The 26316-nt window shown below is 58.8% G+C and carries 25 protein-coding genes; 14 read left to right on the plus strand and 11 right to left on the minus strand.

Going from position 1 to position 26316, the window contains the following annotated elements; genetic code table 11:
• Nucleotides 1–240 precede the first annotated feature (240 nt).
• Nucleotides 241–2181: a DNA topoisomerase IV subunit B gene (locus LGH74_RS18615; protein WP_226177946.1), complete on the minus strand. Its 1941-nt coding sequence runs from the start codon at nucleotides 2179–2181 to the stop codon at nucleotides 241–243.
• 196 nt (nucleotides 2182–2377) lie between these two features.
• On the opposite strand from LGH74_RS18615, the gene LGH74_RS18620 reads away from it, so the two are divergent.
• From LGH74_RS18620 to LGH74_RS18640, 5 genes are all read left to right on the plus strand, one after another.
• A complete protein-coding gene (locus LGH74_RS18620; protein WP_226177948.1) occupies nucleotides 2378–3568 on the plus strand; it encodes an AI-2E family transporter in 1191 nt (396 codons plus the stop codon).
• Nucleotides 3569–3779: 211 nt separating this feature from the next.
• Nucleotides 3780–4250 (plus strand): ferritin-like domain-containing protein, encoded by a 471-nt coding sequence (locus tag LGH74_RS18625; RefSeq protein ID WP_226177950.1) that lies wholly within the window; start codon nucleotides 3780–3782, stop codon nucleotides 4248–4250.
• 350 nt (nucleotides 4251–4600) lie between these two features.
• Complete coding sequence (locus tag LGH74_RS18630) at nucleotides 4601–6094, plus strand: exonuclease domain-containing protein (RefSeq protein ID WP_226177952.1); 1494 nt, start codon at nucleotides 4601–4603, stop codon at nucleotides 6092–6094.
• Between the two features lie 163 nt (nucleotides 6095–6257).
• On the plus strand, nucleotides 6258–6677 hold the full coding sequence (locus tag LGH74_RS18635; protein ID WP_226177954.1) for a hypothetical protein: 420 nt from the start codon (nucleotides 6258–6260) through the stop codon (nucleotides 6675–6677).
• A gap of 246 nt (nucleotides 6678–6923) precedes the next feature.
• Nucleotides 6924–7346, plus strand: coding sequence for a hypothetical protein (locus tag LGH74_RS18640; protein WP_226177955.1), 423 nt, complete (start codon nucleotides 6924–6926; stop codon nucleotides 7344–7346).
• 35 nt (nucleotides 7347–7381) lie between these two features.
• Here LGH74_RS18640 and LGH74_RS18645 read toward each other — a convergent pair whose 3' ends face one another.
• On the minus strand, nucleotides 7382–8998 hold the full coding sequence (locus tag LGH74_RS18645) for a hypothetical protein (RefSeq protein WP_226177956.1): 1617 nt from the start codon (nucleotides 8996–8998) through the stop codon (nucleotides 7382–7384).
• A 152-nt stretch (nucleotides 8999–9150) separates the two neighbouring features.
• Here LGH74_RS18645 and LGH74_RS18650 point away from each other — a divergent pair, with 152 nt between their 5' ends.
• A complete protein-coding gene (locus LGH74_RS18650; RefSeq protein ID WP_226177957.1) occupies nucleotides 9151–10734 on the plus strand; it encodes a hypothetical protein in 1584 nt (527 codons plus the stop codon).
• 311 nt (nucleotides 10735–11045) lie between these two features.
• Here LGH74_RS18650 and LGH74_RS18655 read toward each other — a convergent pair whose 3' ends face one another.
• Nucleotides 11046–12164 (minus strand): DNA topoisomerase IB, encoded by a 1119-nt coding sequence (locus LGH74_RS18655; RefSeq protein WP_226177958.1) that lies wholly within the window; start codon nucleotides 12162–12164, stop codon nucleotides 11046–11048.
• A gap of 311 nt (nucleotides 12165–12475) precedes the next feature.
• On the opposite strand from LGH74_RS18655, the gene LGH74_RS18660 reads away from it, so the two are divergent.
• Both LGH74_RS18660 and LGH74_RS18665 read left to right on the plus strand, forming a co-directional pair.
• Nucleotides 12476–13297 (plus strand): M48 family metalloprotease, encoded by an 822-nt coding sequence (locus LGH74_RS18660; RefSeq protein ID WP_226177959.1) that lies wholly within the window; start codon nucleotides 12476–12478, stop codon nucleotides 13295–13297.
• Nucleotides 13298–13438: 141 nt separating this feature from the next.
• On the plus strand, nucleotides 13439–14608 hold the full coding sequence (locus LGH74_RS18665; protein ID WP_226177960.1) for an App1 family protein phosphatidate phosphatase: 1170 nt from the start codon (nucleotides 13439–13441) through the stop codon (nucleotides 14606–14608).
• Nucleotides 14609–14850: 242 nt separating this feature from the next.
• Here the strand turns inward: LGH74_RS18665 and LGH74_RS18670 are convergent, their stop codons facing one another.
• Both LGH74_RS18670 and mtgA read right to left on the minus strand, forming a co-directional pair.
• On the minus strand, nucleotides 14851–15285 hold the full coding sequence (locus LGH74_RS18670; RefSeq protein WP_226177961.1) for a YybH family protein: 435 nt from the start codon (nucleotides 15283–15285) through the stop codon (nucleotides 14851–14853).
• 32 nt (nucleotides 15286–15317) lie between these two features.
• A complete protein-coding gene (gene mtgA, locus LGH74_RS18675) occupies nucleotides 15318–16061 on the minus strand; it encodes a monofunctional biosynthetic peptidoglycan transglycosylase (RefSeq protein ID WP_226177963.1) in 744 nt (247 codons plus the stop codon).
• A gap of 135 nt (nucleotides 16062–16196) precedes the next feature.
• Here mtgA and LGH74_RS18680 point away from each other — a divergent pair, with 135 nt between their 5' ends.
• Both LGH74_RS18680 and LGH74_RS18685 read left to right on the plus strand, forming a co-directional pair.
• On the plus strand, nucleotides 16197–16832 hold the full coding sequence (locus LGH74_RS18680) for an LON peptidase substrate-binding domain-containing protein (protein ID WP_226177964.1): 636 nt from the start codon (nucleotides 16197–16199) through the stop codon (nucleotides 16830–16832).
• Between the two features lie 74 nt (nucleotides 16833–16906).
• Nucleotides 16907–18178: a metallophosphoesterase gene (locus tag LGH74_RS18685; RefSeq protein ID WP_226177965.1), complete on the plus strand. Its 1272-nt coding sequence runs from the start codon at nucleotides 16907–16909 to the stop codon at nucleotides 18176–18178.
• On the opposite strand, the gene LGH74_RS18690 is transcribed toward LGH74_RS18685, so the two are convergent.
• A complete protein-coding gene (locus tag LGH74_RS18690) occupies nucleotides 18129–19040 on the minus strand; it encodes a diacylglycerol/lipid kinase family protein (RefSeq protein WP_226177966.1) in 912 nt (303 codons plus the stop codon). The two genes, LGH74_RS18685 and LGH74_RS18690, sit on opposite strands and share 50 nt — an antisense overlap.
• A gap of 103 nt (nucleotides 19041–19143) precedes the next feature.
• Nucleotides 19144–19953 carry a M48 family metallopeptidase gene (locus LGH74_RS18695; protein WP_226177967.1) on the minus strand — a complete coding sequence of 270 codons (810 nt, stop codon included), beginning with the start codon at nucleotides 19951–19953 and terminating at the stop codon, nucleotides 19144–19146.
• A 194-nt stretch (nucleotides 19954–20147) separates the two neighbouring features.
• Here LGH74_RS18695 and LGH74_RS18700 point away from each other — a divergent pair, with 194 nt between their 5' ends.
• A complete protein-coding gene (locus tag LGH74_RS18700) occupies nucleotides 20148–20342 on the plus strand; it encodes a hypothetical protein (protein ID WP_226177968.1) in 195 nt (64 codons plus the stop codon).
• 80 nt (nucleotides 20343–20422) lie between these two features.
• On the opposite strand, the gene LGH74_RS18705 is transcribed toward LGH74_RS18700, so the two are convergent.
• Nucleotides 20423–21232 (minus strand): murein L,D-transpeptidase catalytic domain family protein, encoded by an 810-nt coding sequence (locus tag LGH74_RS18705; protein ID WP_226177970.1) that lies wholly within the window; start codon nucleotides 21230–21232, stop codon nucleotides 20423–20425.
• Nucleotides 21233–21378: 146 nt separating this feature from the next.
• Here LGH74_RS18705 and LGH74_RS18710 point away from each other — a divergent pair, with 146 nt between their 5' ends.
• Entirely contained in the window at nucleotides 21379–21786 is a 408-nt protein-coding gene (locus LGH74_RS18710) for a hypothetical protein (protein WP_226177972.1), read from the plus strand.
• Between the two features lie 94 nt (nucleotides 21787–21880).
• Here LGH74_RS18710 and LGH74_RS18715 read toward each other — a convergent pair whose 3' ends face one another.
• Nucleotides 21881–22282: a hypothetical protein gene (locus tag LGH74_RS18715; RefSeq protein WP_226177974.1), complete on the minus strand. Its 402-nt coding sequence runs from the start codon at nucleotides 22280–22282 to the stop codon at nucleotides 21881–21883.
• A gap of 242 nt (nucleotides 22283–22524) precedes the next feature.
• On the minus strand, nucleotides 22525–22995 hold the full coding sequence (locus tag LGH74_RS18720) for a DUF4199 domain-containing protein (protein WP_226177977.1): 471 nt from the start codon (nucleotides 22993–22995) through the stop codon (nucleotides 22525–22527).
• 367 nt (nucleotides 22996–23362) lie between these two features.
• Here LGH74_RS18720 and LGH74_RS18725 point away from each other — a divergent pair, with 367 nt between their 5' ends.
• Complete coding sequence (locus LGH74_RS18725; protein WP_226177979.1) at nucleotides 23363–24988, plus strand: ABC-F family ATP-binding cassette domain-containing protein; 1626 nt, start codon at nucleotides 23363–23365, stop codon at nucleotides 24986–24988.
• A 14-nt stretch (nucleotides 24989–25002) separates the two neighbouring features.
• The gene (locus LGH74_RS18730; protein WP_226177980.1) at nucleotides 25003–25803 is read left to right on the plus strand and encodes a hypothetical protein; all 801 of its coding nucleotides are present in this window, start codon (nucleotides 25003–25005) and stop codon (nucleotides 25801–25803) included.
• A 106-nt stretch (nucleotides 25804–25909) separates the two neighbouring features.
• Here the strand turns inward: LGH74_RS18730 and LGH74_RS18735 are convergent, their stop codons facing one another.
• The gene (locus tag LGH74_RS18735; RefSeq protein ID WP_226177981.1) at nucleotides 25910–26080 is read right to left on the minus strand and encodes a lmo0937 family membrane protein; all 171 of its coding nucleotides are present in this window, start codon (nucleotides 26078–26080) and stop codon (nucleotides 25910–25912) included.
• Between the last annotated feature and the right edge of the window lie 236 nt (nucleotides 26081–26316).

The raw sequence follows: 26316 nt of genomic DNA on the forward strand, positions 1-26316 counted from the left end.
TACAAATAAAGTGGTAAACCACATACGGCGGTATCACATATTGATGTGCCCCGCCATATTGTGGGCAGTAAAAAACCGCACTGCCCACGGCGGCCACTCGGCCACCTATGAAATAGTCGGCGCCATCGGCAAGGCAGCTTCACTGCCGGTGCTTGCCGGCCGCAGCTTGGTTGCCGCGGGCAAAAACGCCCCACCCGGCGTAGGCCGAATGGGGCGTTTCAACTTTGGCACTGTACGCGGCTACGCGAAGGCCATATCCTCCTCGGCCACTTCGCTCACGGGCAGCACGTCGGAGGTTATCAGGTCTTTCTCCTGGCGCAGGTTGTCGATGATGAATTCCTGGCGGGCGGGCGTGTTTTTGCCCATGTAATACGTCAGCACCTGCTGGATGCTACGGTCGGACTGCAGAATCACGGGCTCGAGCTTGATGTTGTCGCCGATAAACTTGCCGAACTCGTCGGGGCTGATTTCGCCCAGGCCCTTGAAGCGCGTCACTTCGGGGTTGCGGCCCAGCTGGTGCATGGCATTCTGCTTTTCCTGCTCGTTGTAGCAGTAGATGGTCGTTTTCTTGTTGCGCACCCGGAACAGGGGCGTTTCCAGAATGAAGACGTGGCCGTTGCGCACCAAATCGGGGAAGAACTGCAAAAAGAAAGTGAGCAGCAGCAGGCGGATGTGCATGCCGTCGACGTCGGCATCGGTGGCAATAACGACGCGGTTGTAGCGCAGGTTCTCGATGCCTTCCTCGATGTTGAGGGCGTGCTGAAGCAGGTTCAGCTCCTCATTCTCGTACACGATTTTCTTTTTCAGCCCGAAGCAGTTCAGGGGCTTGCCGCGCAAACTGAAGACGGCTTCGGTTTCCACGTTACGGCTCTTGGTGATGGAGCCCGAGGCCGAGTCGCCCTCCGTAATGAAGAGAGTGGTCAGGGCTTCGGTTTCCTGCTTGCCTTCGCCGAGGTGGAAGCGGCAGTCGCGCAGCTTGCGGTTGTGCAGGTTGGCTTTCTTGGCGCGCTGGTTGGCCAGCTTTTTCACCCCGGCCATGTCCTTGCGCTCCCGCTCGTTTTGCTCGATGCGCTTTTTGAGGGCTTCGGCCACGGCCGGGTTCTGGTGCAGGTAGTTGTCGAGGTGCTCCTTGATGAAGTCCAGGACAAAGCCGCGCACCGTGGGCCCATCCTCGCCCATGTTGATGGAGCCGAGCTTGGTTTTGGTCTGGCTTTCGAACACGGGCTCCTGCACGCGCACCGAAATGGCGGCAATAATGGAGCCGCGAATATCGGCCGCGTCGTACTCCTTGTTCTTGTTGGCCTTGGCGTAGTACTCGCGCACGGTTTTCACCACGGCCTCGCGGAAGGCGGCCAGGTGGGTACCGCCCTGGGTGGTGTACTGCCCGTTGACGAACGAGTAGTATTCCTCGCCGTAGTCGTTGCCGTGGGTGAGGGCCAGCTCGATATCGGGGCCCTTGAGGTGGATGATGGGGTAGCGCAGGCTCTCGGGGTCGGCCTTGCGGGAGAGCAAGTCGAGCAGGCCGTTTTCGGAGTAGTACTTCTGCCCGTTGAAGTTGATGGTGAGCCCCGCGTTCAGGTAGACGTAGTTCCAGATCTGGTTTTCCAGGTATTCCGGAATGAAGCGGTAGTTCTTGAAGATGGTATCGTCGGGCTGAAATACCATCAGCGTGCCGTTGCGCTGGCTGGTTTTCTGGGGCTTGGGGTCCTGCACGAGCTTGCCTTGGCTGAACTCGGCGGCCTTCATCTGGCCCTCGCGCACGCTCTGCACCAGAAAGTAATTGCTGAGGGCGTTAACTGCTTTGGTGCCGACCCCGTTTAAACCCACAGACTTCTGGAAGACCTTCGAGTCGTATTTGCCGCCCGTATTGATTTTACTGACCACATCCACCACCTTGCCCAGCGGAATTCCCCGGCCGTAGTCGCGCACCTGCACGCGCTGGTCGGATATTTTGATGTCGATGGTGCGGCCGTGGCCCATCACGTGCTCGTCGATGGAGTTATCAATAACTTCCTTTACCAACACGTAGATACCATCGTCGTAAGCAGAACCGTCGCCGAGCTTGCCGATGTACATACCGGGCCGCAGCCGGATATGCTCGCGCCAGTCGAGGGAACGGATGCTGTCTTCGGTGTAGCCGTGGTCGGGAGTAGCAGCGATGGAGAGTTCTTCGTCAGCCATTGGGTTATGCGGAATTCTAATTTGAGGTAAAATAACGCAGAAAATTGAGGTTTTCCACGTATTGTTTTCGCTACTCAAGTTAGCAAAATCGTTTTTCACAACCTAGAAACCGTCCGCAAGGTTCACTCGAAATTTTCCCACCAAGCAAAATAACGCCCTTTTCTCCTCTCTCCAGCCTTCCAATCTAATTAGCAATATGCTCCCTCCCGTTACCCAACACCATTTGCCTCCTTCCGGCCACAAACCCCAGCCCGAGGTCAAGCAGCGCCCCATCGTCGAGTTCACCTTTATGCTCCTGGCGGGCGTGCTGCTGGTGTACTCCCTCAAAGTGCTCGACGACGTGCTGCTGCCGCTGGCCTTCGCGGCCGTGTTTACGCTGCTGCTGCTGCCCATCTGCCGCTGGTTGGAGGCCAAAGGCCTGGGCCGCGTGTGGGCCATCATTCTGTGCCTGCTGCTGCTGATCGTATTTTTTGCCGGTATTATTCTGGCCTTCGGCTCCCAGCTTACGCAGTTCAAGGACGAGCTACCGAAGCTGCAGACCAAGACGATGGAGTTCTTCAACTCGGCCCAGGAATGGGCTCACCAGCGCTTCGGTTACAAGCCCATGAGCATCGAGGAAGTGAAGGATTCGACGGTAAAGGCCCTCAAAAAGTCGGGTGGCACCTACCTGGGCACTACCCTGAACACCACGACTTCGGCCCTGAGCAACGTGGCCCAGGTGCTGATTTACATTTTCTGCTTGCTGCTCTACCGCGACCATCTGCGCCAGTTCATGTTCCGCTTCGTGGCCCCGGACAAGCGCACGGCCGTGCTGCACACCGTGGACAGCATCCAGACCGTGGTGCAGGCCTATATTTCGGGCTTGTTCAAGGTTATCGTCATCGTGGCTATTCTCAACGGTATCGGGCTGGTGGCGCTGGGCGTGAAATTTGCCATCTTCTTCGCCATTTTCGCCTCGGTGCTGGCCGTTATTCCCTACATCGGCATCATGATTGGGGCCACGCTGCCGGCCCTTATTACGCTGGTCGAAACCGGCTCCCCGCTGCAGGCCCTGGGCGTTATCGGCGTGTTTGTGTTCGTGCAGTTTCTGGAAGGCAACTTCATTACGCCCATGATTACGGGCTCCCAGGTGAGCATCAACCCGCTGGCCGCCATCCTGGCCCTGATTCTGGGCAACGAGCTGTGGGGCACGCCGGGCATGATTCTGAGCATTCCGATTATGGCCGTCATCAAGGTGGTACTCGATGCCAGCAAAACCACCGAGCCCTGGGGTTTCCTGCTCGGCGACACGGCCGAGGGCGAAGACTCCACCAAGCCCGGGGCACCCAACAAGGAGCCCACGTGGTGGGACCGGCTGCTGGGCCGCAAAGCCAAGCCCGCTAACTAACTACTGCCGCCGTTTCGGCCTTTTCTTCGCCCCTGCCCGCACCCGCCGGCAGGGGCTTTTTTGGCCCCAACATTCTGCTTACTACATATATAAACAAAATTTTATAGCGCCTCTTTGGCAACCCTACTGTCCAGCCGGGGGTATAAAAGCCAGGTCAGCCTACTGCGCTGGCCTTCTGAACTCTTACTTCCACCTAAACCTTTCTTGTCCTATGGCAATTATCACCGGAGAAACCGCCCGCGCTTATAACGACCTCGTAGAAATCAACAAAACGGCTGCTAAAGGCTACCAGGAAGCCGCCGAAGGCGTGAGCAGCCCCGATCTGAAGTCGAAGCTGAGCGAGCTAAGCCAGCAACGGGCCCAGTTTGCCTCCCAGCTGACGCAGCAGGCCCAGCAGGTGGGCATCAACGTAGAAAACGGCAACACCCTGGAAGGCGTAGTAGCTGATGCCGCCGCCGCCGTACACCGGGGCTGGATCAATATTAAATCGGCCGTAACGGGCCAGGACGACTCGGCCATTCTGGGCGAGTGCGAAACCGGCGACGCCACGGCGCTGTCGGCCTACGAAACGGCCCTGAAGTCGAACGAGATACCCGCCCAAGCCCGCACCGTAATCGAGAAGCAGCACGGCGAAATTCTGTCGGCTAAAAACTGGGTAACCCAGCAGAAAGGCAGCCGCTAGACGCCGGTTTTAGCCTATTGAATTGAAAAAGCCCGTTCGAAAGAGCGGGCTTTTTTTGTGGACTAGCGTTGACAACCAGAACGTCATGTCGAGCCTGCGAGACATCTCGCGTCCCATGGTAAAATCGCCTAATGCTGCGGTAGAGGTGCTTCGCGGGACGAATGCCAAATGAGGCCTGACGGTTAGTTTGGCAACGTCAGCAAGCGAGATATCTCGCGTTGCTCGACATGACGTTCAAGGTATTCATCCGGCCGGGCTTTTGCTAAACTTCCGGGCATGCAACCTTCGCTTGTGTTATCTTTGTTACCAACGCTATTAGTACTTCTCTTTCCCCTGAATCCGCACCGCTTTTGTACGCTATAATTGACCTTGAAACGACCGGGGGGCAGCCTGCGCAGGACCGCATCACGGAAATAGCCATCTTTATCCACGACGGCGAAAAAGTCGTTGAGCAATACGATACGCTCGTCAATCCGGGCCGGTCTATTCCCTTTTTTATCACCCAGCTCACCGGCATTACCGACGATATGGTGCGCGACGCGCCCAAGTTTCACGAGGTAGCCCGCAAAATTGTGGAGCTGACGGAAGGCTGCGTATTCGTGGCCCACAACGTGCGCTTCGACTATTCCTTTATGAAAAAGGAATTTGCCGACCTGGGCTACAACTTCTCGCGCAAAACCCTGTGTACGGTGCGCCTGAGCCGGTCTTTGATTCCGGGCCAGCCCAGCTACAGCCTGGGCAAGTTGTGCCAGAACATCGGCATTCCGCTAGAAGGCCGCCACCGCGCCGCCGGCGACGCGGCCGCCACGGCCATCCTGTTCGACCGGCTCCTCAAAATCAGCCAGCAGGATGAGGCCCTGCGCAACCCTGCCATTTCACCCGCCGACACCCTGGCCTCGGTAGATGCACTGGCTCCGGCGGGCCGCCCGCCCAAGGCTGCGCCGGCCGCCAAGCAGCCCAGCCCCAAGCGGGTGGCCGCCGTGCAGGAAGCCATCCGGACGGCACTGCTGCCGCCCAATATTACGCCCGAGAAAGTAGCCACTTTGCCCCAGGAGGCCGGGGTGTACTACTTCCACAACGAGCAGGGCGAGGTTATCTACGTCGGCAAGAGCATCAACATCTACAAGCGGATTCAGCAGCACTTTGCCGTCGACTACAAGTCGCGCAAGTCGCTGGAGTTTAAAAACTCGATTTCGGATATCACCTGGGAGCTGACGGGCTCGGAGCTGGTGGCGCTGCTCTACGAGTCGGCGGAAATAAAGCGCATGAAGCCGCTCTACAATCGGGCCCAACGCCGCTCGGTGTTTCCGGCGGGCATCTTCCTGCGCACCGACGAAAACGGCTACAAGCGCCTCTACTACGGCAAGGCCGACGACCACGCCGAGTCGCACCCGCTCATTGCCCTCGGCAACCAGTACAAGGCCAAGGGCTTCCTGTTTCATAAGGTGGCTAAGTTTAACCTGTGCCAGAAGCTCTGTGACCTGTACAAAACCAACGGCTCGTGCTTCGACTACCAGGTGCACCGCTGCAAAGGCGCCTGCCTGGGCCTGGAGCCGGCCGAGGAATACAACCTACGCGTGGAAGAAGCCATTGAGAGCTTCACCTACGAGCACGGCTCGTTCGTTATCATCGGCAAGGGCCGGCGCGAAGACGAGAAAACCGTGGTGGTGGTGGAGCACGGCCGCTACCTGGGCTTCGGCTACGTCGACGGCGAGTTTTCGGCCCGCCGCCTCAACGACTTCAAAGACATCATCACCCGCTACAACGACAACAAGGACGTGCAGCAGATTATCCGGCAGTACCTGCGCACCAAGCACAAAGACAAGGTGAAGGTTTTCAAGTAAGCCTGTTGTTTTTTCCTAAAAAGCCCGCCCGGCCTCGCGCCGGACGGGCTTTTGGTTTTCCGTCAAAGTAAGTTTCGCGGCCAAGGCTGGTTATTTATACAGCATTTGCTATATTCATTACGCAGTACCTCCGCTCTTGTCTACCCAGTAAACTGATGATGCTATGCAAACATTGTTTACCTCTTCCTACCTGCGTATTCACCACGATGGGTTTGCCCATGCCCTCGAACTGGAATGGCTGGATTTTGCCAACAGCGCCCAGCTGCGCACCGGCTTGAATACTGGCCTGCAGCTGGCCAGCCAGTACCACGTCCGGGCCTGGATTGGCAACCTGAAGCACATGCACGTTATCCGGCCCCAGGATCAGGAGTGGATTAACACCGACTGGTTTCCCCGCTTTGCGCAGCTCGATGTGCTGCACATGGCCGTGGTCGAATCGGAGGACGTACTCAACCGTCAGGGCGTAACGCACATCATGCACCACGCCCTGGGGCTGGCCCCGCTGAGCACCGCCTATTTCCGCACTGTAGAGGAAGCCCGGCACTGGGTACGCACCACGGCCTTTGCGTTTCAGCCGCACTAGCCTGACTGGGCTACGCCAGGCATTTTGGGAGCTACTTAATTTCTACTTGCGTTAACTATCAATTACTTGCCCTTCAAGCACGAGAGGCAAGCTGGTCAGCAGCGTGAATAAATACCGCAAAATAAAAGCGCTGCGAAGCTACTCAGCTCAGCATTTACCCGTATTATAGTATCCCGCCCCTCACCTACGCTTAAGCCGCTATTGCACGTGCCCAGTTCCTATCCTTTGCCTTAGCGGCGTACTATTATGGCCGATTTACTGTATCCTGCCAACGCTTCCCTGTATTACCACAACGAGCTGGCCACCGTCATTGAACATGCCCACGGTTACGCCCGCATCGACTGGAACCCCGTGCCGATACGCAGCAGCTCTTTGCGGGCCGTGTATGAGCACGCGCTGTACCTGCTGCGCGATGAAGGCTTTTCCAAAATTCTGACCGACCACCAGCTCATGCCGCCCGTACTGCCTCGCGACCAGGAATGGCTGACGCAGGATTGGGCACCGCGGGCCGTGCATGCCGGCTACCGCCTCTGCGCCGTGGTGCAGGCCTACGATGTGCTCAGCCAGCTTTCCACCCAGCAGATTGTCCAGCAAATCACCGACCTGCCCCTGACCATCCGCTACTTTACCGACAGCCGGGCCGCCGAAGACTGGCTGCGCTGCGCCTGAATACATACTAGGCGCTATTCAGGCCGCAAAATCAGTTAAAACAGCCGGTGCCGCAGCAACCAGCCAGCCGCGTCGAATTCGGTAGCGGCCGGCACGTAGCTCTCCACCTTCACGGGCTTGGCCACAGTGATGGTGTTGCCGTCGCCGCTGTCGTAGACCGTGACGCTGGTAGCGGCTTTGGCAGCTGATCCTTCCGTTTTGAGCGTTACCACATCCTGGCCTGCCCCGTCGTAGATGCCAATACTGAAGCGGTGGTCGGGTAGGCCGCGTAGCTCGAACACATCATTGCCGCCAAGGCCGAATACCTTGATGGAGCGCGTCTGGCGGTAGTCGAAGGTGCGCTGGCCCACGAGGCTGTCGGGCCGGCCAGCGTGCAAGCCGTACTGGCTCACGCGCACCAGTCCCGGCCCGGTGGGCTCGATGACGAACCGCTCGGATTGGTCGGTACCGGGCAGCTCAATGTCGCGGGCCAGCAGCTCGTAGAACTTGGCTGCTACCTCGTCGAGCTGGTCGCGGCGGCCGCGCAGGTTTTCGTCAAATTCGGCCCCGGCCTGAGCATACACCTCCTTGGGCCACAGTGCCAGGGCATTGTGAATTACCGGGTCGGAAAGGCTGCGCTGCATTGAGTCGGCCACTTGCTGGAAGTCCTGGGCGGTGAGGTAAGTCAGCAGCGACTTATCCATGGGCCGGGCGGCGCGGTTGAGGCCTTCCACGTCGGCCAGCCGGATTTTCTGGTGGAAGCTCTGGTAGTTGGATTTCACCCAGCCAATAATGTGGGTGATGAGGCCGTCGTCGAACTTGAAGAAAGCGTGGTCCCGGTCGCGGGGAATGGCGCGGTACACGGTGCTGCCGCCGGCGGCCGGAAAGCTGGCCCAGCGCCACTGGTCTTCGCGCCGGCTCCAGTCGCCGAGCCACATATCGAAGAGGCGGGCCCGCAGGTACCAACGGGCATCGATGCGGTGCTGCTGGTTGTACACCAGGTTGGAAAACACCTTGCGGGAACTTTCCACCTTGGCCGAGCGGCCAAAGCTGCTCACGGCGCTCTGGTCGCCCTCGGGCCGTTCCTCAAACAGGTAGAGGGCATTGGCAAAGGTTTGGCGAAACTCACCCAGGGCCGGGTCGTCGGCCACGTACACCAGCCGCGGGTTGGTATGATACACGCCGGCCGCCGCCGCCAGGGGGGCCACGATGTAGGCGCCGTAGGGGTTAATAACGCTGGTCTGGTCCTTCATCAGCCGGCCGATGGCCCCGTCGCGCAGGCCTTCCGGCAGGGCCTTGGTAGCATCCTTATCGACGGAGCGCAGCACGTACTGCACGCCGTTACGGTCGAGCAGGCGCAGGTTTTTGGTTTGGAAGCTGCCGCCTTCCCGCACCGGCGTAAGGCCGCCGGGCACAGCCGTGCGCAGGTTGAACACGGGAGCATCGATGGGTACGGCCCAGAGCTGCCGGTAGTGCTTGCCCCAGAAAAACCGGTGAACCGGCCCCCGCAGGTATTGGGGCCCCGCCGCCACACGCACCGTGGAATCGGGGCCGATGGTGGGCGGCGGACCGGCGGCGGGTGCGGCCGGGGCCGAGCAGGAACCCAGCAACAGGCCGCCAACCAGGGCGCTACTTACAATGGCAGGGCTCCATTCAACTTGAAAAAAGGACACGTAGGCAGAAGTAGAAAGGGCGGAAAGATGACTGGCCGGGCCAGCCCCGCCCTTATAGCGCAAACCGGCCGCCAGCGGTTGTGCTTGCTTTGCGGCCCACTTTTGTGGCGCAACTGCGTTGAAGGACTCGAGCCGCGCTTTTCCCCGTCCCGATGACCCAACGATTATTCTGTTCCCTGGCCCTTATTTTCTTCACTTCCTGCGTCCGGCAGCAGTATTTTCAGCCCGATGCCCGCCTGCCCACCGCCCCACCAGCCGCCGACAGTGCCCGGGTAACGGCGGGCCGGCATTACCAGCGCGGAGGTCTGCATAATTTATTCTGGGGCAAACATTACCGCCCGGTGTGGGCCACACCCGTGACGCTGCCCGTGCTGGACTTAAGCAAAACCGTGGCCGGCGGCCTGCAGGCCGGCAAGATGGGCGGGGGCTTCCAAAGCATCAGTATGACGCTGAACGGCACCCAGGGCCGGCAGTATTCATTGCGCACTCTTGACAAGGACCCGTACAAGACATTGCCCAAAGTGGCCCGCAAGTCGTTTCTGCTCAATATTGTGCGCGATGCCACGTCGGCCGCCAACCCATTCGGCGCTTTCGTGGTGCCGCCGCTGGCCGAGGCGGCGGGCGTGCTGCACACCAACCCCCGCCCCTACTACGTGCGCCCCGACGAAACCGGCCTGGGCGCTTCCTCGCCCCTGTTTCAGGGCAAAGTGGTGATGCTGGAAGAGAAATACGAGGGCCTGGAAAACCTGACGCCCGCCTTCGGGGCTGCCCGCGACCTGGAAGACAGCGACGAAATGCTGGCCCTGCGCTACCGCAACCCCACCCATCAGATCGACCAGCTGGCTTTTGCCCGGGCCCGGCTGCTGGATATCTGGCTCGGCGACTGGGACCGGCACGAGGGCCAGTGGCAGTGGGCTGTATATGAGCAAGCAGGCCGCACCCGCTACCGGGCCGTGCCCAAAGACCGGGACCAGGTTTTTTATCGCTTCGATGATGGCCTGATTCCGTGGCTGGCCAGCCGGCGCTGGGCCGTGCGTAAGTTTCGCACCTTCAAGCCCAAGTATGAAGACGTGGGTGGACTGGCAAAAAACGCCCAGTTCATCGACGAGCGGGCGTTGTCGGAGGTAAGCCGGACCCAGTTTCAGCAGCTAGCCCAGGACTTGCAGAAGCGCCTGACCGATGGTGTGATTGAGGATGCCCTGCATCTGTTTCCGACCCCGGTATATGCGCTGGAAGGCCCGCGCACGGCGGCGGCCCTGCGGGCCCGCCGCACCAGCTTGCCCAAAGCCGCCGATACATTTTACCGGCTGCTGGCCAAGCGCGTCACGGTAGCCGGCACCGACAAGGCCGAGCGTTTCGTGGTAGAGCGTCTCACCGATACCAGCACGGTGGTGAGCGTATACCGCATCCTGGACAAAGACGACAAGCCCACCACCGATACACTGCTCTACCGCCGCAGCTTCCGGCCCGACGAGACGAAGCGCATCACGCTGCACGGCCTCGAAGGCGAGGATATGTTTGAGGTGAGCGGGGAAGTAAAGCGCAGTATCCGGGTCGACATATATGGTGGGCCCAACGCGGATGAGGTAGTGAATACCTCCCGAGTGCAGCGCGGCGGTAAGAAAACCTACTACTACGACACCAAGCGCGGCAACACTATCGTGCGCGGCCACGACTTTAAGGACAAGACCGCCAGCGGCGTGCAAATGCACGCCTACGACCGGGAAGGCTACTAGGCGCTACTCTAGAAGCTGGAATAAGTAAAGTATCAGTTGTTTTTGTGGTCGGCCTATGGCAATACTTAGGTAGAAGTCGGTCTGCCTTTTAGGGTGTTCTTCTACCTAGTTAGGTAGAAGGCTATGCTGTTTTAGAGTATCCTTCTACCTGCCTGGGTAGAAGGTTGCCCTATTTTACACTAGTCTTCTACCTGATTAGGTAGAAGACTATGCTGTTTTAGAGCATCTTTCTACCTAGGCCGCCCTGCCATAGAAAAGCTCCTTGCAACTAGTTGCAAGGAGCTTTTCTATGGCAGGGCGGCCTACCGTATTTAACCCGGCTTTTCCACTTCGACCAGCATATCGAGCACCATGTGCTCGGTGGGCGTCAGCTGGTCGTTTTCGGCGGGGTCGGCATCGTGGCGGCGCAGGTAGTCGATGAGCTTATCGGAGTTAAACAGCTCTACTACCTGGGGGTGAATGTAGTATTTACTGCACACGGTGGGCGTGTTGCCCAGGCCAGTGGCTACGTCTTTCACGGCCCGCTTCAGCACCTTTTCTTTGGGTAGTTCGGGCTCTTCGTGCAGTATCGTTTCGAGGCACTCCACCATTTTCACAGTGCCGCCCCAGGTGCGGAAGTCCTTAGCCGAGAGGTTCAGGCCCGTGGCTGTGCGCAGGTACTCATTCACGTCGCCCGATTCGAGCTCCTGCCGGTGGCCGTCGGCGGCGTAGTACTGAAACAGGTGCTGGCCGGGTATTTCCTTGCATTTCTGCACTAGCCGGGCCAGGCGGCGGTTGTGCAGGCTCACATCGTGGGGCACGCCTTTCTTGCCCACGAAGGTGAAGTGCACCTCGTCGCCGGCTACCTGCACATGCCGGTCACGCAGCGTGGTCAGGCCGTAGCTCTTGTTCTTTTTGGCGTATTCCTTATTGCCGACCCGGATAAACGACTGGTCCATGAGGGTAAGCACAAGAGCCACCACTTTCTCGCGGTCCAGCTTGGGGCGCTTCAGATCCTGCTGAATCTGCTGGCGCAGGGCGGGCAGCTTTTCGCCGAAAGCGCGCAGGCGGCTAAACTTAGTAAGGCTCCGGGCCTGGTCCCAGGCCGGGTGGTAAATGTACTGCTTACGGCCCTTCGCGTCGCGCCCGGTTACCTGCAGGTGAGCGTTGGCCAAGGGCGAAATCCAGAGGTCAGTCCAGGCCGGCGGAATCACGAAGCTACCGATGCGGGCCAGGGTTTTCTCGTCGGTTATCTTCTCGCCCTTGGCGTCGAAGTAAGTGAACTTGCCGGTGCGGCCGGCCTTGCGGGTGATGCCGGCTTTGGTATCAGGCAGGTAGCGCAGGCCAGCCAGTTCGGCCTGCCGGGCGGGGTCTTTATAGAGTACATGAGCTTCTTCCTGGGGCAGCAGGTGCTTCTTTTTGGTTTTGGGGCGGGGCGCGGTGGTGGGCATATACATCAGCAAAGCCCACCGGGGTTGGCGGGCACCCGATTCTGTACGCAGAAAAGTTACCCGAGTAAATTCAGCAGGCATATTCCTGAAAAAAGCGGGCGAATTTCTTCCGCAAAACAGAGTCAGTCTCCTCCCCTAATCGGCTTGAAAATCAGCCGCCCAGTGACGGTTGGCAGGGCAGCTCGGAATCAGCACGGGCGCTTTTTGCAACACCGGCGCGTGCTTGGGCGTATCGAACAGCAACGGTTTTGGCACCGTTTTTTCTTTCGGGCCGGTACCTCTCCCTTTCGTTTTCCCTAATTCCTTCCTCCATGCATCGTTTATTCCGTAAGTCCTGGCTGTTTTTCAGCCTCGCGGCCGTTTCCCTCGGCTCCTTTTCCTGCTCCAAAGACGGCGACGGTGACGGCGTCGTATTGTTCTCTATTGAAGATGACCGCGCCCTCGGCGACCAGGTAGCCCACCAGACCGACTCACTGATGCGCGTAAACCCCGCCCAGTACGGCCGCCTGCTGGAGCGCAGCAGCAATGCCGCTGCCTACGCCGCCCTCGACAACGTGGTGAATAAGGTGCTCAACTCGGGCAAGCTTACCTACCGCACCGAGTTTCCCTGGGACGTAAAAATTGTGCAAAAGGATGAGAAAAACGCCTTTGCCACGCCCGGCGGCCATATTTACGTATACACGGGCCTCATCAAATACCTCGACCGGGAAGCTGAGTTGGCGGGTGTTATCGGCCACGAAATTGCCCACGCCGACCGGCGCCACACCACCAAGCAGCTCCAGACCCAGTATGGCATCGAGTTTCTGCTAAGCCTGGTACTGGGCGACAACTCCAACCAGCTCGTACAGATTGCCGCTGGCCTGGGTCAGCTCAAATTCAGCCGAGATGATGAAAGTGAGGCCGACAAGTACTCGGTTATCTACTTGGCTCCGACCGAATATTCCTGCGACGGTGCGGCTGGCTTTTTCATCAAGGCCCAGAGCGAAGGCGCCAGCAACCCGCCTACCTTCCTGAGCACCCACCCCAACCCCGACAACCGTATTTCGGCCATTCAGACCCAGGCTCAGTCGCTGAACTGCCAGAACAAGGCGGCTTCGGATGCGAATCTGAACAAGCTGAAGAGCCTGCTGTAAGCTGCTCACTGCTAACATTCTTAAGGCCCGCTGCTTCGGTAGCGGGCCTTTTTGTTGCGGGGCCGGTGGGGCCGACGGGCAACTTTTGGCCGGGCTGCCCGCGTAAGACTTACCAAATAGCTTGCTTTCTTTACGCGTACTATGGCTCCTTTACTCAACCGACTCGGCGACTGGGCCGAAAAAGCTGACGACCTGATTCTGCGCGCCCGCACCCGCCTGGGCCTGCTCGACCCGCTCCAGATTGTGCCCTACCGCAGCTACGGCACGCCCACGCGTCTCTACGTGAAGGGCCGCCTGCTCACCGATAAGGGCATCGGCGAGGCCGACCCCGCCGACTCGCGCTGGCACAACCTGCTGAATATGTACCGGCGCTTCGAAAGCAACGAAATTGCCGGCGCCCAATTACTGGTACGCCCCGCCGACAGTTCCGAGCACCTTGTGGTAACGGACGACGAGGGCTATTTCTCCCTGAACCTAGAACCGCAGGTGCTCGGGGAGCCCGTCGACTTTATGTGGTACCCGGTGGAAGTGCTGCTCCAGGGCTTGCCGGCCCACCTCACGATGCCGTCCGGCCTCTCGGCCCACGCCCCGGTTATGATTCCGCCGGCCGATGCGGAGTACGGCATTATCAGCGACCTGGACGACACCGTTATCCAGACCTCGGCCACCGATATTCTGCGCATGGCCCGCACCGTGCTGCTGCGCAATGCCCGCTCCCGCCTGCCCTTCAAGGGCGTGGCTGAGTTTTACCGGGCCCTGCAGCTGGGCCGCAACGGCAAGCGCAACAACCCGTTTTTCTACGTGAGCAGCAGCCCCTGGAACCTCTACGACCTACTGGAAGATTTCCTTACGCTCAACCAGATTCCGCCCGGCCCGCTCCTGCTCCGCGACTTTGCCGTGGTGCGCAAATCGGCCAAGGATGTATCGGAGCACCACGGGCACAAGCTCCAGGAAATTGACAACATTCTGCTGACCTACCCCAAGCTGCCCTTCGTGCTCATCGGCGACAGTGGGCAGGAAGACGCCAACATCTACCGCGAAGTAGTGCGCAAGCACCCCGGCCGCATCCTGGCCATCTACATCCGCGACGTGCTGCGCCCCGACCGCGCCACGCTCGTCGAGCGGGTATCGGAAGAGCTGCGCGGCGACAAAGTGGAAATGCTGCTGGTGCAGGACACGGTGCAGGCCGCCGAGCATGCCGCCAAAACCGGCCTCATTTTCACGGAAGCCATTCCGGCCGTGGCAGAGGAAAAGCACAAAGACGAAACCACCCCCGAAGACCCCGGCGAAGCCCACGACCAAGGCGCGTAGAGTTAATGTGCTTAGGTGCTAATGTGGTTGAATGTGCTAAATGTAGAGAATGTGTCATTGCGAGACGTAGTCGAAGCAATCCGTCCTCTGAAATGTGCGGCGCTACCTTCACTGAAAAGCCCTCAATCGTTGTTACGGTTGAGGGCTTTCTGGTAAAAGGACGTGACTACCTGCGCAGAGGACGGATTGCTTCGACTACGTCTCGCAATGACACGGGTTTAGCACATAAGCACATTAGAAATCTAGCTGGAATGGTCGGCGACGATAACCCACTGATTGTTGATGCGCCGGAAAACCAGCAGGAAGTGGCCTTGCAGGTCGCCGGCGGCGGGGCGGGCCAGGTGCCAGCGGCCTACTACGTGGGCCGTTTCGGGGCCGTCGGGGGTGATGCGCAGGTTGGTGAAGGTGAGCTGGCCCATGGCCGCCGCGTCGGGGTAGTTGCGGCGGTAATTATCCAGGGTGGGCTGCCAGCCGTAAGTCAGGCCGCGCTTACCGATGAAGACCAGCGAATCGGACTCCCAGTAGCCCTGCATGAAGCCGGCCACGTCGCCGCGGTTCCAGGCGGCCGTTTGGGTAGCCAGCACTTGCCGGATGGCCGCACTGGGCGAAGCCGAATCCGGGGTGGAGCAGGCGCTGAGGGCGGCGCTGAACAGGGCAATAACGAGTAGTTTTCTCATCGAGTCGGCGGGAAGCAGAGTTGGGGTCGGGCTTATTCTTCAATCAACTCGCGCACGTAGGTAGTGCCGCCCAGTCGGCGCATATTGCGCATCACGCGGCGCTGTTTGGCGCGGGCCGCCGGACCGGGGTTACTGGCCCGAAACCGCAGCGGGTTGGGCAGCACCCCGGCCAACAGCGCCGCCTCGGCGGGTGTTACCTTGCTGGCCGGCTTGTGGAAATAGCGCTGGGAAGCGGCTTCCACGCCGAAGGTACAGTCGCCCATTTCGGCCACGCTCAAATACATTTCCATAATGCGGCGCTTGCTCCACAGCAGCTCGATGAGCATCGTGAAATATGCTTCAGCGGCCTTGCGCACGTAGCTGCGGCCGTGCCACAGAAACACGTTTTTGGCCACCTGCTGCGAAATTGTGCTGCCGCCCACCAGCTTCTTACCCTCCTGCATATTGGTTTTGACGGCCTGCTGCAGGGCGTTGAAATCGAAGCCGTGGTGGCGCAGAAACAGCTGGTCTTCGGCCGCAATAAGGGCCAGCGGCACGTGCGGCGACACTTCGTCGAGCCCCTTGAAGTCGTAGCTGATCTGCCGCTCCTCTTCCCGGATGCCGTAGTAGCCCTTGCCCACCGGGGCGTGGGCGCGGCGCTCCAGCATGAGCCAGGTAGCCGGCGGCGACACCCAGCGGTAAATGAGCACCCAGGCCACCGAGGTCAGAAACAAAGCCGTTAGTACCTGCAGGGCGGCCCGCCAGGTTTGCTGCCAATACCGTTGATATTTCGTCACTCGCTTCTGAATTGTACTACTTCGATTAAGAGCCGGCAGGCCGGTTTCGGCGCAAAAATAGCGGAATTGTAGCCGGGCAGCCGTACCCGGCCGGTATTTAGCCGTACTTTTTACCGAATACTCTGTTGTCTCTGTATGCCCCGTTTACTAGCTCTGTTTCCACTCAACCTCGTGGTTTTTCCCGGCGAAAAACTTAACCTCCACATCTTCGAGCCCCGCTACCGCCAACTGGTGCGCGACTGTATGGAGGCCGACATCACCTTCGGTATTCCACCCTTTCTCAACGAGGCCGTGAGTGACCTGGGCACTGAAGTGCGCCTGCTCAGCGTAGACAAGCACTACGACAATGGCGAAATGGACATCCGGACCAAGGCCGTGGGCGTGTTCCGCATCCGGGAGTTTTACCGGCAGGCTCCAGGCAAGCTTTACGCTGCCGGTACCGTGGACGACGTGCCCGATGACCCCGGCCAGGACGCAGCTCTCAAGGCGCGCATCACCGAATACGTGCAGCAGCTTTACACGGCCCTGGGCCTGCGCAAGCTGTTTGTGGAGCTTCCCCCCACCTACCGCATCTATGACATTGCCCACAACCTGGGCCTTACCACCGACCAGGAATACCAGCTGCTGGCTGCCACCAGTGAGCAGGAACGGCAGGAAATTGTATTGGAGCACCTGGAGAATATTCTGCCCGTCATCATGGAAACCGAACGGCTCAAGGACCGGGCCCGGCTCAACGGCCACTTCAAAAACCTCACGCCGCCGAATTTTTAGTTGCTTGCTCCCGCCGTGCTTTGCCTAATTGCCAGGGCGCTGCGTACATACCGTTCTCTCCTACGCCCTGCCGCTTGCTGACTCTGTTCCACTTTCTGCTGCTACTCGGCGCCATAGCGGGCCTGCTGGGGCTGTGGCTGCTCTACCGCTACCGGCAGGAGCGCCGCTACCGCCGACAGGTATACGTGGCCCCAGCCGAAGCCACCTGGGCCGCTCACGCCCCCGACTCAGCCCAGCAACTGCGCTTCAGCCTGGCTCTGGTCGGCGACCTGGGCGCGGTGGCTACCGATGGCCACGACCCGGTGCTGAACCTGCTACAGCACTGGCTGCGCGCTGCCGGCCCAGCCAGCGGCGTGGTTATCCTCGGCGACAATGTGTATCCCACGGGTATTCCGGCCCCTAACCATCCCGGCCGGGCCGCCGCCGAGCGGCGCCTGGATATTCAACTGGATGCCTTTCGGCAGTATGCCGGGCGCGTTATCTTCCTCAGCGGCAACCACGACTGGAACAAGGGCCGCCCCGACGGCTACCAATACTTGCTGCGTCAGGAGGCCTACGTGCTCGACAACCTTCCTGGGGCGCAGTACCTGCCGCCCAAAGGCTGTCCCGGCCCCGTAACGGTGCAGCTGGCTGAGGGAATTCTGCTAGTGGTGCTCAATACGCAGTGGTGGGTACAGAACGGCCCCAAGCCGCTGGGTCCGGACTATGGCTGCACGGTGAGCAATGCCAAAGAGCCGTTTCAGCAACTGCAGGAAATCTTGGAGAGCAACCGCCACCAGCAGATCGTGGTGGCCGGGCACCACCCGCTCTATTCCAACGCCATGCACGGGGGCAAGTTTACGACCAAGCAGCACCTGTTTCCGCTTACGGCGGCGCATAAAAAAGCCTACGTGCCGCTGCCGCTGCTGGGCTCCCTGTTTCCGGTGTACCGCCAGCTTATCGGGGCCGAGGAAGACATGGCCCACCCGCCCTACCGCAAGATGCGCCGCCGCCTGCTGCGGGTGCTGCACCAATTTCCCAACGTCATCTACGCCGCCGGCCACGACCATAACCTGCAGTATTTCCACTTCCGCCAGGGGCACTACCTGGTGAGCGGCTCGGGTAGCAAAACGGCCTTCGTACAGCACGGCGGCAAGGCCAGCTTTACCCACGAGCACAAGGGTTTTTTCGGGCTGGAATTCTACCGCAATGGCGAGGTATGGCTGCGCACCTTCGAGCCTAACTCGGCACCCGCCGACAATCCGGTAGCGCCCGAGGTATTCCGCAAAAAGCTGCTTAGCGGGTTCAAAACCAACGTTACGCCAACGGCGGAAGCAGCACCCGCAGGCTTTGGGGCTGAATCGTGACCTGAACCGGGGTTGGCATTTCTAGCGGCTCGCCGTCTATCTGCAGCAGCACCTGGCGCTGGCCCGGCACGTCTATCGTGGCCTGGCGGCAGCGCAACCGCTTTGTATAGATGGAAGCGTCGAAGTCTTCGGTATAGAGTTGGTAGAGAATTCCCAGCGCGGCCGTGCCCGGAAACGGCTCAATCAGGCAGATTTCAAACTCCCCATCATCAAGGCGACTGTCGGGGTTGATAACTACGTTGCTGCCAAAGGTATTGGCGTTGGCCACCGTTACCATAAAGGCGGCGCCTTCATATGTTTCCCGGTCCGTCACGATGCGGTAGTGCGCAGGCTCGTAGCTCAGATATTCCTGCATGGCGATGCGCACGTAAGCGGCCGGCCCGCGGGTGTCGCCGCTGCAAAACCGCTCCACCACCAAAGCATTGAATCCCAGATCGGCCAGGTGGGCACAAAATGTGTTGCCCACTTGCAGCGTGTCGATGGCCCGCACCTGATGCTCCCACACCAGGCGCAGTGCTGCTTCCTGCTCCTGCGGAATGCCCAAGTCCTTGGAAAGCCCGTTGCCCGAGCCCAGCGGCAGGATTCCCAGCGGAATGTCAGCCTCCACCAAAGCCGATGCCACCAGACTCACTGTACCGTCGCCGCCGGCGGCAAACACCGCATCGTAGCCGGGCTGGTGCTGGCGGAGGTGGTTTCGCAGCTTGTTCAGGTCATCTTCGCCGGAGGTGTGGAAAAACTCGGCGCGGCGGCCCCGCTCGGCGCAAAATGCTTCGACAGTGGCTTCCAACGACGACTTGTCGATGTCGCCGGAAATGGGATTGAGCACAAACAGTAGTCGATGCAAAACGGGTAGCGCGGTCATAAAACGGGGAAATCAGGGCGGGAAGCGTGAGAATACTACGGCAATAAACGCACTGTGGCCGAGCTTGCGCCCGGCCACAGGTAAAAACCAGTCTTAGAAACAACTACGGTTTCAGGCCTGCGGGCAGCCCCTGGGGGAAGTCGGCGGCAATTTCCCGCTGTATCTCCCCAATACGGTTGCCGGGGTTGGGGTGGGTGCTCATAAACTCCGGCGTACGGCCCCCGCCGCCCTGCTGCTCCAGAATCTGCATCACCTGCACCATAGCTTCGGGGTTGTAGCCGGCCTGGGACGTAAAATCAACAGCCAACCGGTCAGACTCCAGCTCGTCTTCGCGGCCGAAGCGCATCGTTACCAGTTTGGCAACCATGGCTGTAGCCGCCGCGGCGGCAGCCGTGCTGGGCCGATCTGGGTCGTACACGGCAATGGCGGCGGCGCCGGTCAGGCCCTGAGTCAGGCTGGACTTCGCCACCTGCTCGGCCGAGTGCCGGCCTACTACGTGGCCGATTTCGTGGGCCAACACACCAGCCACCTGACCTTCAGTCTTCAGGTTTTTTAGCAGACCCGCCGTAATGAAAATCTGACCGCCGGGCAAGGCAAAGGCGTTAATCGTATTTTCGTCGGCCAGCAAATGAAACTGGAACTTGTAGGGCGTCTGGCCGGCCTTGGTGCTGCGCACAATCTGCTGGCCGATTTCCTCCACGCGGGCCGCCGCCTGCCGGTCGGGGTGCAGGCCGCCGTACTGCTGGGCCATTTCGGGCGCGGCCTGCAGGCCCAGAGCTATTTCCTGCTCCGTCGTCATATCAACGTGCTGCACTTCGCCCGTTACCTCGTTGGTGGAGCGTTTGCAGTAGTAGGTTATCAATGAAAACCCGGCAATCAGCAGGGCAATGATGTAGCGGAGTCCTCCTCTCATGATGGTGTGGTTGTGGAAAAATGGGCGGATACTAAAAGCGGCCCCACAGCAGGGCACTTTCGCTTGTAACGCGAAGCCGCAGGCAGGGTTGTGCCGCTGCTATATACCCAAATGGGAGGTATCTGCGTATCAGGCCTAACTGCCCCCTGTCCGGCGGATTTTTCCTTTTTGCTTCCTCTAACTCTCTCTTCAATATGAACCAGAAACGCACATTCGGCTCCATCCTGACCATTTTGGGTATCATTGGCATCATCGTCGGTGCGCTGGGCTTTCTGCAGGTTGGCGGCATCGGTCTGAGCAAGATGAACTCTCTGGTGCCCTTCGCCGTGGGTCTGATTTTCTTTTTTGCCGGCATCAATCTGGTAAAAGCTACCGGCGACCGGGCCTAGCAAAGCCTGCGCCCCCTACAAGCAAAAAGCCCCGCCAGACCGGCGGGGCTTTTTCTATGCGTCATGGCAGTAAGTGCAGCCTACAGCGAGGCCAGCCCCTGGGTGCGGGCAAAGGCGTTGAGGGCCGGGTCGAGTTGCAGGAAGGACGAATTGTAGTTTACCGCGGCCGGGGCGTGGGCATAAATCACCGAGCCGCCTTTGATGGCCCGGATAATGTTGCTGGCCTGGTCGGTGGGCAGGGCCGGACAGCCCTGGCTGCGGCCCAGGCGGCCGTGCTGGCGCACAAACTCCTCACACACGTATTCGGCGCCGTGTACTACTACTGCCCGGCTGGCCGCGTTGCTGTTGTAGCGCGGCTCCAGGCCCTGCAGCTTCAGCGAAAGGCCGTGTTTACCGTTGTAGGTGTTGCCGGTCAGGTAAAAGCCCACGCTGCTTTGCTCCGAGCCATTTTTGTTGGAAAAAGCCTGTGCAAACTCTTCCCCCGTGTTTTTGCCGTGCGCTACCAGCGTATGAAACAGCACCCGCTGCTTGCGCAAGTCTACCACCCAAAGGCGCTTGAGGCGGCTGGAGCGGCTGAAGTCGATAACAGTCAGCAGCGGCTTGGCAGCCGAAGCCACGCCCCGTTGCTGCAGGTTGTAGTAGCCAGTGAGGGCCTCCCGGAAAACATCTACTGCCATCCCGCTCTGCGCGAGGCCGCTCTGGGCGTAAGTCAGCAGCATGTGTTGCTCAAAGGCGGCTGTGTAATAGGCCTTGCGAGCGGCAGCATTGGCCGTAATAGTAATTTTTCGGGGGTCCCGTGGGTTGTCGGCGGCCGACAGAGCCGTTGGTAACGAAAGCAGTGTAAGAGCAGTAAGCAGTAAGCCCGCAAAGGCAGTCCGTGTAGTTGGCATGGGCTGAAATAGGCCTAAATTGATGAAGATGGCGAATTACCGGAGGTGTGGCTACGCAAATCTAGTACTTTAGCAGTTCAGTACCATCTTTTCTTGGCGCTGCTAACGCGTCTTTTTTGCCGGCAGTTCCCGGCGCCCTGTTGCTTATGTCCGTTTCCCGGTTGCTACCCGCTTTGTTTTGCACTCTCCTTCTAACGGCCTGCGGCCACGCCCTGCCCGAGCTACCGGGCTTCGACGCGGCCATCTGGCGACGTGACACCTACGCTTGTCAAAATCAGCGCCAAAGTCAGCTAAATACCCTGCAGAAGCACAAGGAGCTGCTTTACGGCACCCGCGCCGACGATATTGACGCTTTTTTTGGTCGGCCCGACGAGGAGGAGCTCAGTGAGCAAACAGAAAAAATTTACTTTTATTACCTCGAGCCGGGCCCACAGTGTGAGCCCAGCCATCAACGCTCAACAGCCAATAAGCTGGTGTTGCGCTTCGGGCCTTTGGGCACCGTTACAGAAGTCTTGTTCGAGCGACCAATAGTGCAGGCGCCGACCGGAATATAACAATACGAATAACCCACTGTTTTTTAGCGGACAAATAAAAGGCTGCCCTTCCAAGGGCAGCCTTTTATTTGTCCGCTAAGCGTGGTGAAGAGGCCTAGCCCATGCCACCTTCGTTGGCAGGCGGACTTGGCACAGCATCGTGCTGCTGTTGGTTGCGGAACATGCTTAGCTGGGAAGGAGTCAAGATACGGCTGCACTCAGCTTCGTACTGGGCTTCCAGCTCGGCTATTTTTGCGTGCTGCTGCGCCGGGTTAGCTTTGTATTCCCACTGAATCTCATCGAGGCGGGCCAGCTTGATGCGGTTAGCGGCCCGCAGCCGAATGTACTGCGCCTCATTTAGGTGCAGCTGGTCGCACATCTGCCGGGTCATGTCGGCCACGCGGCTTTCAGATACTTCTTCGGAGCCGGGCATTTCGGCAAATTTATCTTTGCGCTGCGCCGTGGCCAGGGAGCTAAGGCTTAGCAGTAAGGCAAAAGTAAGCAATAGGAATTTCATGGGAGCGGTGGTAAAGAATGCACAAAACGGAAGCAGATTAAAAAAAGCGTGAGTAGTTGAAAGCAAGGAAGAGCCTCCAGTATTCACTATATATTATCCAAATATATATTTCTTTAATCAAACTTCCAACAGCATTATCAACATTGTTTTTACTGCGGTAAGTTCCTTGTTGCTTGACAACGGGCTACAAAAAAGGCCGATTTCGCGCACGAAACCGGCCTTTTCCTGGCAGCAAATTCCCCTTACTCAATGCCTTCAAGTGGCTTATGATCAGGGCTTTTGAAATACTGCATGGCAATCAGAGAGATAATCATACCCGACATTACGCTCTGCAGCAGAATAGCCAGGAAAGCAATGGTTACCGACAGGTCGAAGCCGAACAGGTCACGGGCCCGCAGCTGATCCATAATAGTGGGGTTGATGACGGTGTAGACGACGAAGAAGAGGGCAAATGCCACCGAGGCCACAATGGACGTAACGATGCCGGTACCGAAGCCGTGCAGATATGGCATCCGGTCGTGGCGCACGTGGCGGTAGTGCGAAATGGCCATGCAGATACCGATGGCCAGCACCACGCCGTTGAGGAAGCTGAACTCGACTCGGTCGGTAAGGTGGAGCAGCGAGGCCAGCAGGAAATAGAGAATCATACCGCCGGCCGTAAATAAGCCGTACCGGACGCCGTTTCTTTCGGGAGTGAGGTTTACGCTATTCATAATACATGAAGGAAAAAAAGTGTATGATGAAGACGGCTAGGGCCCGGAACTGCAACCCGGCCTAGCTTGTTGAGGAAGCTGCCTGTTACGCCAGTCGAACCAGCCGTATTGAATATACTTGATTCTGTGTAAGGATGTTGTGTTACCGCTTCATTTTCCCAGTTCCTTACAATTCGCCCCCGGCTGGTTTAGCGGGTGTTTGCCGACTAGTGCCCGGGCCACCGCCTGCCGACTTTGGGTTTTGCGCGCATTGGTGGGGCCGGGAAATATAATGCCCCGCGCATTTTGCCTATTTTTGTGCGCCGATTGACTTCTTACCAGTTTCCCAGCCTGGTTCTTTCCTTCGTTTCCTCGCTTTTTCCCCTATATGATCAGTACCTCCAACGTTAGCCTGCGCTACGGTAAGCGCATCCTTTTCGAAGACGTAACCATTAAATTCCTGCCCGGCAACGTGTATGGCCTTATCGGGGCAAACGGGGCGGGCAAGTCTACTTTCCTCAAAATTCTGTCGGGCGAAATTGAGCCCAACACCGGCTCGGTGGATATGCCCGCCGGGGCCCGCCTCTCGGTGCTGCGCCAGGATCAGTTTGCCTACGACCAGTACCCGGTGCTCCAGACCGTGATTATGGGCCACACCCGGCTGTGGAAAGTAATGGAGGAAAAAGATGCGCTGTATGCCAAGCCCGACTTCTCGGACGCCGACGGTGAGCGGGCAGCTCAGCTCGAAGGCGACTTTGCCGACCTCGAAGGCTGGAACGCCGACTACGAAGCCGCTGAGTTGCTCTCCGGCCTGGGCATCGGCGAAGACAAGCATTTCACGCTGATGGGCGACCTGGGCGGCTCCGATAAAGTGCGGGTGCTGTTGGCCCAGGCCCTGTTTGGCAACCCCGATGTGTTGCTGCTCGACGAACCGACCAACGGCCTCGACGCCGAAACCGTGCTGTGGCTGGAGAACTTCCTCGACAACTTCCAGAACACAGTGATTGTCGTAAGCCACGACCGGCACTTCCTGGATGCCGTGTGTAACTACATGGCCGACCTGGACTTCTCGAAAATCACGATGTATCCCGGCAACTACTCCTTCTGGTACGAAAGCTCGCAGCTGGTGCTGAAGCAGCGCCAGGACGTGAACAAGAAAACCGAGGACAAGCGCAAAGAACTGGAAGAGTTTGTGCGCCGCTTCTCGGCCAACGCCTCGAAGTCGAAGCAGGCTACTTCGCGCCAGAAGCTGCTCCAGAAGCTCACGCTGGAAGAAATCAAGCCTTCCTCGCGCAAGTACCCCTACATTGCCTTCAAGCCCGAGCGGGAAGCCGGCAACCAGCTGCTCACGGTCGAAAACCTGAGCAAGTCGGTGGATGGGCAGGTAGTGTTCCGCAACGTGGCCTTCGCCCTCGATAAGAAGGATAAAGTGGCCATCATCAGCCGCGACGACCGGGCCGCTTCCCTTCTCTTCGACATCCTCTTCGAGCAGATCAAGGCCGATACGGGTGACTTCAAGTGGGGCACAACCATCACACCCTCGTACTTCCCGCGCGAAAACGCAGAGTTCTTCGATACCGACCTGAACCTGGTGGACTGGCTGCGCCAATACTCGACCGAGAAGGACGAATCATTTATCCGCGGTTTCCTGGGCCGGATGCTGTTTTCGGGCGAGGAGTCGCAGAAGAAATCGAACGTGCTCAGCGGGGGCGAGAAAGTGCGCTGCATGCTCTCCAAAGTGATGATGGAAGCCGGCAACGTGCTCGTGCTCGACGACCCGACGAACCACCTCGACCTGGAAAGCATTACGGCCCTCAACAACTCGCTGCGCGACTACCAGGGCACGCTCATCTTCTCCTCGCACGACTTGCAGTTCGTCGAAACCGTGGCCAACCGCATTATCGAGCTGACACCCGACGGAATTATCGACCGTCGGATGACGTATGAAGAGTACTTGGCCGACGACCAGATCAAGGCCCTGCGCCAGCGTAAATACCAACTAGTATCTAAATAGCGTTATCCCCGCTCATGAAACGAATTCTCTTTTTGCTGGCAGTGAGCGGGGCTACGCTTGGCACCGCCCAGGCCCAAACCGACAGCACCCGCACCACCAAGCCGCAGCTGAACACGGCTCCTCCCGGCGCCGTGACGCCCCGGCCTACGCAGCCCGTCCAGCGTCCGGCAGTACCGGTGCCCGCGCCACCACCCGCCGGCCAGGACCTGCCCCAGCCTACCTCCGACTCGCCCTCGGGCCTGAGCTTTCCCAAGGGTACCAGCAAGGCCGAGCAGCCCAAGCCCGTTTACAAGTATTTCCTCTACGGCAACGTAGGCCTGGGCTACTCTACCGTCAATACCCAGTTTGGGCAGATTGGCCAGCTTAGTGCCAGCATCGGCCCATCCATCGGCTACCGGATTACCGACAAATTCGCGGTGGGCCCCGGCATCAGCTACACCTACAACAACTACTATTTTGAGGGTGGCACCCGGCTCAAGCGCAACAGCTTTGGGTTGAAAGCCTTTGCCCAGTACATCGTCTATAAGGAGTTTTTCATCCATGCCGAGTACGAGGCCACCAAAGCGGAGTCGTTTGATCTGGTACCGGTCAGCCCAACGATGGTAGGTATCCTGCCCACTACCCGCAACTACCGCACTCCCCTGCTGGGGCTCGGCTACCGCAGCAACCTGAGTGAGCGGTTTGCGGCCGATATCGTGGTGCTCTACAACTTCAACAACGGCTACAACTCCGACGGCACGCCCCTGTCGCAATACGGGCAGCCGGTCATTCGCTTCAACTTTCTCTACAACCTGAAGTGGAACTCCCGGCTCTAAATGCCGAATAGTTTAGACACAGAAAGGGCCTCCCGGAATTCCGGGAGGCCCTTTCTGTGTTTTCAGGCTAAATATTGATCCTGCCTCGGAGGGCAGGAGGCAGAAGCTAGACTACCCGGCCGCCGCGAATAACACGCAGCAGGATGGCGATGATGGCAATTACCAGTAGGATGTGAATCAGGCCGTTGCCTGCAATACCGGCGCCCAGAATGCCAAAGAAGCCCAGGGCCCAGACGATGATCAGAATGACAGCGATGATATACAGCAGATTTCCCATGGTGGTAGGTGATTGGGTTGGAAGGAAGGTGAAAGAAGGAAAAAACAAATCGACTTGCTGGTAGTTGTCAAGGGTTACAAGCTACTAGTAAGGGGATTTGCGGATTTGTACGCGGGCCTTTTCAAAAGGATATATCGAGATAAAAAAATTTAATTAATCCCACATAGAATTACCTCAAAAAGCGGGTTTGCTGCTTGCGAATGGCATTTCCCGCCGTTTTATATTTTTTTTCACAA

This window comes from Hymenobacter lucidus (assembly GCF_020447265.1).
Lineage (GTDB): Bacteria > Bacteroidota > Bacteroidia > Cytophagales > Hymenobacteraceae > Hymenobacter > Hymenobacter lucidus.